Annotated in this window: 9 protein-coding genes and 1 other RNA gene; all 10 read right to left on the bottom strand. The window is 59.0% G+C overall.

Going from position 1 to position 9,439, the window contains the following annotated elements; genetic code table 11:
* Positions 1–225: 225 nt before the first annotated feature.
* The 10 genes from ssrA to B7X30_RS12990 all read right to left on the bottom strand — a co-directional run bounded on the left by ssrA (position 226) and on the right by B7X30_RS12990 (position 9,280).
* Positions 226–585, bottom strand: a transfer-messenger RNA (tmRNA) gene (ssrA, locus tag B7X30_RS13035).
* A gap of 46 nt (positions 586–631) precedes the next feature.
* The gene (locus tag B7X30_RS13030) at positions 632–1,300 is read right to left on the bottom strand and encodes an HAD family hydrolase (protein ID WP_286731070.1); all 669 of its coding nucleotides are present in this window, start codon (positions 1,298–1,300) and stop codon (positions 632–634) included.
* Positions 1,300–2,010 carry a bifunctional 2-polyprenyl-6-hydroxyphenol methylase/3-demethylubiquinol 3-O-methyltransferase UbiG gene (ubiG, locus tag B7X30_RS13025; RefSeq protein WP_286731069.1) on the bottom strand — a complete coding sequence of 237 codons (711 nt, stop codon included), beginning with the start codon at positions 2,008–2,010 and terminating at the stop codon, positions 1,300–1,302. Before ubiG ends, B7X30_RS13030 begins: the two co-directional genes overlap by 1 nt.
* Before the next feature lie 22 nt (positions 2,011–2,032).
* Entirely contained in the window at positions 2,033–2,641 is a 609-nt protein-coding gene (locus B7X30_RS13020) for a YdcF family protein (protein ID WP_286731072.1), read from the bottom strand.
* A 155-nt stretch (positions 2,642–2,796) separates the two neighbouring features.
* Positions 2,797–3,960, bottom strand: a complete 1,164-nt coding sequence (locus tag B7X30_RS13015; protein ID WP_286731068.1) for a glycosyltransferase — start codon at positions 3,958–3,960, stop codon at positions 2,797–2,799.
* Positions 3,957–4,805: a polysaccharide deacetylase family protein gene (locus tag B7X30_RS13010; RefSeq protein WP_286731067.1), complete on the bottom strand. Its 849-nt coding sequence runs from the start codon at positions 4,803–4,805 to the stop codon at positions 3,957–3,959. The genes B7X30_RS13015 and B7X30_RS13010 overlap by 4 nt, the downstream gene beginning before the upstream one ends.
* A 3-nt stretch (positions 4,806–4,808) precedes the next feature.
* Positions 4,809–5,975 (bottom strand): glycosyltransferase, encoded by a 1,167-nt coding sequence (locus tag B7X30_RS13005; RefSeq protein WP_286731066.1) that lies wholly within the window; start codon positions 5,973–5,975, stop codon positions 4,809–4,811.
* Positions 5,968–7,497, bottom strand: a complete 1,530-nt coding sequence (locus B7X30_RS13000) for an O-antigen ligase family protein (protein ID WP_286731064.1) — start codon at positions 7,495–7,497, stop codon at positions 5,968–5,970. The genes B7X30_RS13005 and B7X30_RS13000 overlap by 8 nt, the downstream gene beginning before the upstream one ends.
* Positions 7,494–8,300, bottom strand: coding sequence for a polysaccharide deacetylase family protein (locus B7X30_RS12995; protein WP_286731062.1), 807 nt, complete (start codon positions 8,298–8,300; stop codon positions 7,494–7,496). The genes B7X30_RS13000 and B7X30_RS12995 overlap by 4 nt, the downstream gene beginning before the upstream one ends.
* On the bottom strand, positions 8,297–9,280 hold the full coding sequence (locus B7X30_RS12990) for a glycosyltransferase family 2 protein (protein ID WP_286731060.1): 984 nt from the start codon (positions 9,278–9,280) through the stop codon (positions 8,297–8,299). Before B7X30_RS12990 ends, B7X30_RS12995 begins: the two co-directional genes overlap by 4 nt.
* Positions 9,281–9,439: the final 159 nt, after the last annotated feature.

Below are 9,439 nucleotides of genomic sequence, written 5' to 3'. Positions count from 1 at the left end.
CTTCACTGAGTTTGTCTGATCGCATGGAGCCCCCGAAAAAACCCAAGCTTCGCTCAGCTCAGACTCATTGAAAAGATGGGTTCGGCAAACGCTTACTGTCAAGGGGCGCGTTGTTGCGCGCAGGCAACAGGCGCGCGGACAATACGCCTTTGTGGACATTCTTGTGGACAGGCGGCTGACGAAAAGAAAAAAGCCTAAGTGAATCAATCACTTAGGCTTGTGTAATGGTGGAGCCGGGGGGAATTGAACCCCCGTCCGCAAATACTCCACAGCAGGATCTACGTGCTTAGTAACGCCATTTGGTTTTAACCCCTATGACGCGGGTGTACGCGCTTCATTTGGGGCGATCCACTGAGTTTAGGGCTGAATCGCGTGGCGAAATTCAACTCGAGCCAATGTGTATGACCTCGCAGGTGTTGCCACCCCGGCCCATCGGCCAACCGTTGCGAGGCTCACCGGTGTTAAGCGGCGAGGGCGTACGAAGAATCGTTCGCAGTTACTTTGTTTCCAGTGGTTTATCGAGCGTACTGGGGCTCGGCATGCACCTGTCTGTTTTGCTATCCACGTCGAAACCGGGTCGGCCCCATGGAATACTGATTGTACGGCGAGACCATGTTTTGTTTCGCCGCTGTCAGGACATGAGGTCGAGCGTGAGCAATTCAAGGGGGTGATGGATGATGGCATCGGCGTCCCAACTTTCTGGGGCGCTGGGGCCACAATAGCCGTAGGCTGCGGCGATGGCGCGCATTCCAGCGGCTTGGGCGGATTGCATGTCTCGAAGGTCATCGCCGACGTAGATACAGCTTGCAGGGTCGATGCGAAGCGCTTGGGCGGCGTACAGCAGGGGATCGGGTGCGGGTTTGGGGCGTGCGGCGGTATCGCCGCTGACCACGCATCCGGGGGGGTGCGGCCAGGGGAGTTGGGTGACTAGGGGCTGGGTATAGGTGCTGAGTTTGTTGGTGACAATGCCCCAGGGCAGGGCGAGTTGATGCAGGCGTTCGAGCAATGGGACGACGCCGTCGAACAGGGTAGTGCGCACGCGGATCGCCTCGAGGTAATAAGCGAGGAAGGTTTCTTTCAATGCGTCGTACCGGGCCTCTTCGGGCGTGACCTGCATGCCTACGGCGAGCAAGCCACGCGCGCCATGAGAGGCCATGGGGCGCAGGCGTTCGAGCGGCAATTCCGTCAGGTGATGGTCTCTGCGCACTCGGTTGAGCGCAGCGGCCAGATCGGGGGCGGTATCCGCCAGCGTGCCGTCGAGGTCGAATAGGCAGGCGCGGACAGGGCGGGCGGGCGACATCAGAGCGGGCGGCGCAAGGCCATGAGATAGTTGACGCTGGGATCGCGAGTGATGCGGAAGCGCTGGGTGAGAGGCTGAAATTCGAGCCCGGCAATGTCGGCGGTTTCAAGACCGCAGCGTCGGCCCATGGCGGAAATTTCGGAAGGCTGAAGAAACTTGGCGTAGTCGTGCGTGCCTTTGGGGAGGAGCCGCAGCAGGTATTCGGCCCCGAGAATGGCGAACAGATAAGCCTTGGCGTTGCGATTGAGGGTCGAGACAAAAACCCATCCGCCGGGGCGCACCAAGGCGGCGCTGGCTTGAATGATGGACGCCGGATCGGGGACGTGCTCGAGCATTTCCATACAGGTGACCACGTCGAATTGTCCGGCGGCCTCGGTGGCAAGGCGCTCGGCACTGACGAGGCGGTAATCGATATCGAACTGGGCATCGAGCGCGTGTAGGCGAGCGACTTGCAGCGAGGCATCGGCAAGGTCGATGCCGGTCACCTTGGCGCCTGCCGCTGCCATCGACTCCGAGAGAATGCCGCCCCCGCAGCCGATGTCCACTACGGCTTTTCCACCCAGACCGACATGGTCTTGAATCCACCGTAGGCGGTGCGGATTGAGCAGGTGCAAGGGGCGAAACTCGCCGTGCTCATCCCACCAGCGATGGGCGAGGACACTGAATTTGTCGATTTCTTCAGCTTCGACGTTGTGGTCTGTCGGGGTCATGGGCGGCACCTGAATCGGCGCGTCATTGAAACTTGATCAGCCTGTAATAAAGCATGCCGAGAAGTTCGTGTACGACGCGTGTGGTCTTGTCCAGCGCGCTGATCTGCGGGGTCAGCATGTCCAGCGCCTGAATCGGAATGGCTTCGTAGTCTACCGGCCAGGCGCAGATTGAAACCTGCTCATGGGCAAAAGCCATCATCGCGCGGGGCATATGGTCTGCGGAGGTGACCAGGTAGCGGCGGCCGACCGGAAACTGGAGGATGCGCTCTCGCGTATTGACGGCCGTCTGAAAGGTCGTTCGAGATGTTGTGTCCAGGATCATTCGGCTGGCCGGAAAGCCGAGTTGCACAGCCAGCGCACCCATCAAGTTGGCCTCGCGCACCGTTCTGCCCCATCCGCCGGAGATGAGCAGCGTGCTGTCGGGGGTGCGCTGCGCCAGTTGTACGGCAGCGAGCAGGCGTTTCAAACTCGCGGTTTTCAAGGCCGAGAAGTCTTGCGCGTGCATGGGGTTGCCGTCTATTCCGCCAGCGAGCACGACGAATAGCGTCCCCGGCGGGGGCGGGGAGCAGATTTTCTCCTGCGTCGCCTTTCGTTCCAGTGCGCCTAGAGCAAGATTGGCAAAAAGGGGCATGCTGGCCAAGAGAAACAGCACGGTAGTGGCATAGGTCAGAAACCGGGTGAAAAACCGGTGCGAGCGCCAGGTGACAAACAGGGAAAGAAAGACCAGGCCGCAAGCGGTCAGCCCGACGGGAGACAGCAGGAGTTCGAGGGTGAGCTTCAACGGCGTCAGGACAGGGCCACAGAGGCCGTGGAGGGGGAGGTCAGTCCAGACCAGTCAAGGTAAACCTTTTCGTCGCCGTCCACCCAGACATGGCGCGAGAAAAGACGTTCCGCGCGTTGGCGCCCGGCGCGGCCCATGGCGGCCACCGTGTCACGCTCGCTGAGGGTGAACATTTTTGCAGCCAGATCGTCGACGTCTGCTGCGGTGAACAGCAAGCCGGTGACGCCGTCTTCGACTACTTCGCCGCAGCCGCCGATGCGCGGCGCAATCACGCAGCGGCCGGCCGCCATGGCTTCACGCGCAGACAGCGGGAATGACTCGCGCGTTGAGGACAGCACAAAGACGTCTAGCAGCGCGAGGTGGGAGGGAATGTCGCGCTGCATGCCGGCGAAAATCACGGTGCTGTGCAAGCCGAGGCGGGCGACCTGCGCCTTGGTTTGATCGAGTAGCGGCCCGTCGCCCACGATCAGCAGGCGGGTTTCGGGTTTGCTCTCTACGACTTTGGCGAAGGCATCGACCAGATAGTTGTGGCCCTTTTCTTCGGACAGGCGGGCCACGATGCCGAAAATCAGATGCTTGCCTGGTTCCAGCCCGTACTGGCGGGCGAAATCGGCGGTACGTGAGGCCGTGGAAAATCGATCGAGATCGATGCCGCTGTGAATGACGGTGGACTGCTCGGGGGGCAGGCCGTTGGCGAGCAGGCGGTTGCGCTCGTAGTTCGACTCGAAGATGATGAAGTCCGCGCTTTGCCGCAGGATGCGACCTGCCCACTTGAAATTCTTGGGATTGTGAATGTTGTGGATGGTGGTCACGATGGGCACGCGGCGAGATGTGCTCGCGACCCGGTAGCCGTAGGGCATGAGCCGCAGCGCCGCGTAGGCCACCATGGAAGACCGCACCGATTGCGGCGCGACGAGTTCGATGCCCTCGCGCTTGACGACCTCGCGCAGCTGTTTGAGGGCTCGAACAAACTGCGAGGCTGCGCTGAAATGAAAGTCGATATCGACATGAATGGCGCCCTTGCCGATCAGCTCTTTGAGCAGCACGCCGTCTGTGGTGGCCACATAAACGATGTGGCCCTTAGCGGTGAGGTCTTCCGTCAGGGTCAGCACGTCGGACTGCACGCCGCCGATGCCGAAAGGTTCGGTCATCAAGTACAGGATTTTCATAGCGTTGTGGCCTCGAACGAGGCGCTGGGTTTGAGGTGTTTCTGAGCGAATCGGCGGGTGCGACGCGCATGCAGCAGGCGATGAATCGGATCGAATGCGCCGACGATTTTCAGGCGGAATTGCGACACATCATCGCGGTCGGTGATTTCGGTGCGTTTGAGCTGGAACAAATCGGCATCGCGCCGATTGACCCCCGGCGCCACGCTGACAGCAGCGGCATAACCGGCTTGTCGCACCAGTTGAAGTTCGCGCGGGCTCAAATCGCCCGAGGGGTAACAGAAATACTGAACGGGTTGCTGCAGATGGGCGGCGATTTCGCTTCGGCTGGTAGCGATTTCCTGCTGCGCCAGCGCATCGCTGATGGTCGGCAGATAAGGGTGGGTGCGGGTGTGCGAGCCGATGGTGATGCCGGGAGACCTGGCGAGGGCGCTCACTTCGTCCCAGTTGAGGTGCAGGCGCTCGGTCGGCTCGCTGCCATAGCGGGGGTGACTGAGCGCCTGATCGCAGAACTGGGTGGTCACAAAAATAGTCGCCGGAATGCGATAGCGCTGCAGGATGGGCAAGGCCTCGGTCAGGTTGTCGAGATAGCCGTCGTCGAAGGTCACGGCGAACAGCGGTTTGCGCAAGGGCCCGGCCTGAATCGCCCGCAACCCGTCTTCGAGGCTGACCACGTTGTGCGAAGACAACTCTTGCATCTGCTGGGCAAAACGCGCGGGTGATACCGTGAGTTGGTCATAGGCGGCCAAATGCGCGACACGGTGATACATCAGCACGCGAAGACCCGGGCTCAGGGTGTTGCGAAGCTGGGCGTAAGGCAGCAAGGCAGTGGCAAGCAGACGACGCATGATTTACTCCGCAGGGGCGACTCGCGCCGGTTGAGGCTCTGACGACAGGCCCAGCGCTTGCTGATGCAGACGGTTGTAGGCCGCGGCGGTTCGCGAGACGTCGAAACGCGCGATCACGGTTTCCCGTGCCCGCTGTCCCAGACGGGCGCGCAAAGCAGGGTCTTGCAGCAAGTCGTCCAGGCGTTTGGCAAATTGCGGCACGTCGCGCGGCTCGACCAGCAGGCCATTATCCCCGTCGATGACGACATCGGGAATGCCGCCCACGCGGGTACACAGCACCGCCTTGGAACTCGCCATCGCCTCCAGCAGGGCAATGGGCAAACCCTCCCAATGCGAGGACATCACGAACACATCCATGGCCGCCACCAGGCGGGGCACATCGGTTCGCATGCCGGTGAAAATCACACAGTCTTCCAGCCCGAGAGCCTTGACCTGCTGCTTGAGCGTGTCTTGAAGATCGCCCGTGCCGATCACCAGGCAATTCAATTGTTTGTCACGCACCTGGGGTAGTTCGGCCAGCGCACGGAACAGATCACCGTGTGCCTTTTGTTCGTGCAAGCGGCCCACGATGCCGATCAGGGGGCGATCTTCTGGAAGCCCGAATTCACTTCGGACGCCCGCGCCCGAAAAGCTGGAGAATTTCTGCAGGTCAATGCCATTTGGAATCGAGACCAGCTTGCTGGCGGGTATTTTGTCGCGCGTGGCCAGCGTTTGCGTGACCTCTTCACTGCACCCCACCACGGCGGTACTCAGTCGCGCGAACAAGCGGTCGATCAGTTTGCGACCCGACCCTTTCCACGGGTTGACGATGTTGTGCACGGTCGAAAACACCGCCGGAACGCCGGCCAAGCGCGCAGCCAGACGGCCATAAGTATCGGCGGTGAACAGATGTGTGTGCACGACATCAGCACGCTCGCGCTTAAGCCACGAAGCCACGCGGAAGACCAAGCCAAAATCCAGCTTGCCTTTGCGGCCAAAGATCACGACTGGAACGCCGAGTTTTTCGAACTCCTGTTCTAGCGGGCCTCCCTTGATCAGGCAGACGATGGTGTAACGGTAGCCCGGTATGCGCAGGCGCATCAAATCGACCAGCAGCATTTCCGCACCGTCGCGTGGCAGTTCGTCGATCATGTGGACGATGTGCGGGGAGGTTTTATCGCGGTTATCCATTTCTGTTTTTGGCGCTGATAAGTTGTTTCGGATCAAACAGATGGGCCACGATGGCAATATAAATCCATAAGAATACATCGACCGAGGTATCTATAATATGCGTCCCGAACATATTTACCGCAACCAATCCCGCTACCAGCGTTACCGCACCTAAACCAATGATGCGGTCGATATCTACGGTGCTCTTTTTATAAACAAACCAACCACGAAAAGCGAGTGCTCCAATAATCAGAAGGAGCGTGATCAGGCTGGGCACGCCCATATTGGAGGCCGCATACAAAAACATATTCTGATTGTCCGTAGCATCTCCGGTCGAGCCCTCATAAAATCCTGGAACATAGCTGGGCACCAAGCTGTGAAACTGATCGAACCCTTTGCCGAAAATTGGATCTTCCTTTGCCATCTCTATAGCTGCGTCCCAAAGCAAAAATCGTGAGTCTGCACTCTTGTCGATTTTTGAATCAACTTCGTGATCCTGATAGGTTTGAGCTACTCGGGCCTTCATCGAATTGGGCACCAAGGCAGGAATGAAAAAGTAAATTGTTCCAATGACGAGCAAGACCAAAACAAAGAACTTTTTGCTTTTGACGAATGAAAGCGTGGCAAGCTCCATCGCGAAAGCCAGATAAGCGCCGCGAGAAAAGGCCGCCAGCAATACTTTCAGACCAATCAAGACGATGGGTGCCAAGCGCCACGATTTCCAGCGTGGGAAATAATAGGCCCCATAGGCTAGCAAGGGCGCAAGAGAATAGATAATTTGCGCTGCGAATTCGTTCGGCTGCCCAATGGGGCCTAGCAGCCGCGATTTTTCGATGCTGCTTGCACCGCGGGTAAGCCACCATTCGTGTATGCCGTAAAGAAAAATGACAGCTGCGGAAAACATCATATAGACGATGAGTCGTCTAGCCATATTCTTATCTTGGATCAGGTTGACGACCAGAAAGAAAATAATAAACTGGTCGAAAAATCCCCGAGCCGACAAAAGATAGTTCCAGATGAATGGATGCAGCCCAATATGATAAATTGCTGTAAAAACAGAAATAACACTCAGGAAAAACCAGATGCCTACCAATCGCGTGAACGGCAAGGGGTTGAACATCTTCCTTTGATTTTTATAGGCATGGATGACCCAGAATGAAATCAAAAACAATTCCAGCAAATTGGTGCCGTTGATGCCTGGTGCAATCAGAACTGGGTAGAGTTTGCTTAAAGGGTAATAAATGATGACCAGTGCAAGCAGAGGCTCTGGACCTTTGCGCAATTGAATCAGCAGGAGCAGCCCAAAGACCAAGGCAAAACCGTAGAGGCCAATTTTCCCTGGATGGAGTTTGAAAACGATGATGCTGAGAACAAATAAAGCGGGTACGGCGAGCAGTCGAAGTATGGAGTACAGCTCCTTGCCAGCCCAGTTCACATTTTCAACCGGGTTTTCAGCCGGATTTTCAACTGATGGGGCTGAAGCGGGCCGCCTGTTGTTCAATCCCCCAGGTTTTTGGCGTGGGTGCGGGGTGGTCACGCTCATGGCTGCTGGTGTGGCACGCCTTTGACGCGTGCATAGAGTTGGTGGTAACGCGCGTTGCCAATGAGGCGTTTGGCTCCTGTTTTGGCGAGCGAAATGGTCTGCGCGCGAAGCAAGGTCGCCGCGTCGGCCCGGGCATAGGCCATGAAAGTGGCGTCTGTCGTTCCAGCGCGGATGGCCAGGCGGGGCAGGGGGCGCGTTGAGGCAATCGGGCGAGTGCTCAGGGTGCCAATGGCCGATCCATGAAGGACGGTGTAGCCCACGTCTTGCGCCAACCGCAGGCAGCGATCGTCGTAACGCCCCCCGGGGAAGGACATTTGCCTGACTGTTATCTGCAACTCATTTTCGAGGCGGACATGCGATTGCTGCAGCTCGCTTTTGAGCGTGTCGTCTGGCAGGTCGCTGAGAAAGCGGTGAGTGTGTCCATGCCCGCCCACCGTCATGCCTTGTTGCGCAAGCTGGCGAACCTGATCCCAGGTGCAAAAACCCGCTCGCTGACCGATGAAGTCGGTGGTGACAAAAAACAGCGCGCTCAGACCGCGTTGCTTGAGCAAGGGCAGGGCGAGTTCAGCATTGCTGGCGTGGCCGTCGTCGAAGGTGAGTAGCACGCCGCCGGGAATGGGCGAGCCGGTTTGCTCGATAGCGTGCGGGGGGATGACTGGAATGTGGGCTGCGGCCAGCAGATCGAGCTGTCTGGCAAACGTCTCCGTGGAGAGGGCATAGGGACGGTCTATCGGGTCGATGGCCAGACGCTGCGCCTCGGTGGCGTAAAGCCCGTGGTACATCAGAATGCTCAGGCGCTTCATGTTTTTTCCCACTTGGCGTCGGCGCGGCCCTGGGCGAATTTCAGCAGGGCCAGCATGGCGGCGGCATTCATATCGAAAAACACATGGGCGAAGCTGACGAATTTGTTTTTGCGCAGCGCGGGCGCCCAGTGTCCGGCGGCAGCCAGCAGGTAAAACGCAAGCTGCGCCAGCAGCGCAAGGCGGTAGAACGCCGACGGGATGAAGGCGCTGGTGAACAGGGTGATGATGAGGGCGTAGGGCACGAAGAGCCGGAAAACCTTGTGGGACAGGAACTGGAACCATACCGGGTTCTGCATGGGGCTGAACAGCCAAAAATTTCTCGAAAAGGTCTGGAAATTGCCTGTGAGGGTTCGAATCTTGCGTTTTTGTTCCGCGGCGGACTCGGTTTGCAGGGTGTCGTAGACGTGGGCCTGGGGTTCCATCAGGGTTCGTTTGCCCGCGCGGGTGATCTGCATGGGAATCTCGAAGTCGTCGAGGATGGTGTCCGGCGGGATGGGGGAGAAGTCGCGGGTGCGAATGGCGTAGAGCGCTCCGGTTGCGCCCACGGTCGAGTGAAAGCGGCTTTCGGATTTGCGGATGGCTTTTTCGTAGCGCCAGTACAGCCCGATGTTCTGCCCGGTCTGGGTGCTGCTGGGACGATGCACCAGTTCGCCGCTCACGGCTCCGACGGCGGGGTCGCAGAAATCGGAAATCAGCCGACGCACCGATCCGGCTTCGAGATCCTGGCGCACGTCGCAGAACACGACGAATTCAGTCTGCACCTGAGCGAGCGCCAAGTTGAGCGCATACGCCTTGCCTTGCCGCAGGGCATAAGAGAGGGTGCGCACGCCGGGGGCGCCCTGCAGCACGGTGGCGGTGGCGTCGGTCGATCCGTCGGAGACCACCAGAATGTCGATCTTGTCCTGTGGGTAGTCGAGCGCGCGCAGATTGGCGACCTTGCCGGGCAGGCGCGCCGCCTCGTTATAGCCCGCCATGACCACGGTGAGGCGGGGAAGTGACTCGTTATCGAGCAGGGGGCAGGCAAGCTGCGGGCGCCGCCTGTGTCATTTTCAGAAGACGACTGCACCAGTTCGCGGGGCAGGCCCGACCGGTGTGCAGCCGACTTCTGAACGGGCCGTGTCAGCAGTCCTATGCACGAA

Origin of the sequence: Thiomonas sp. 13-64-67, assembly GCF_002282795.1 — a bacterium.
GTDB lineage: Bacteria > Pseudomonadota > Gammaproteobacteria > Burkholderiales > Burkholderiaceae_C > Thiomonas > Thiomonas arsenitoxydans.
Note: the sequence above shows the minus strand (reverse complement) of the source record. Positions and strands in the feature narration are given on the sequence as shown.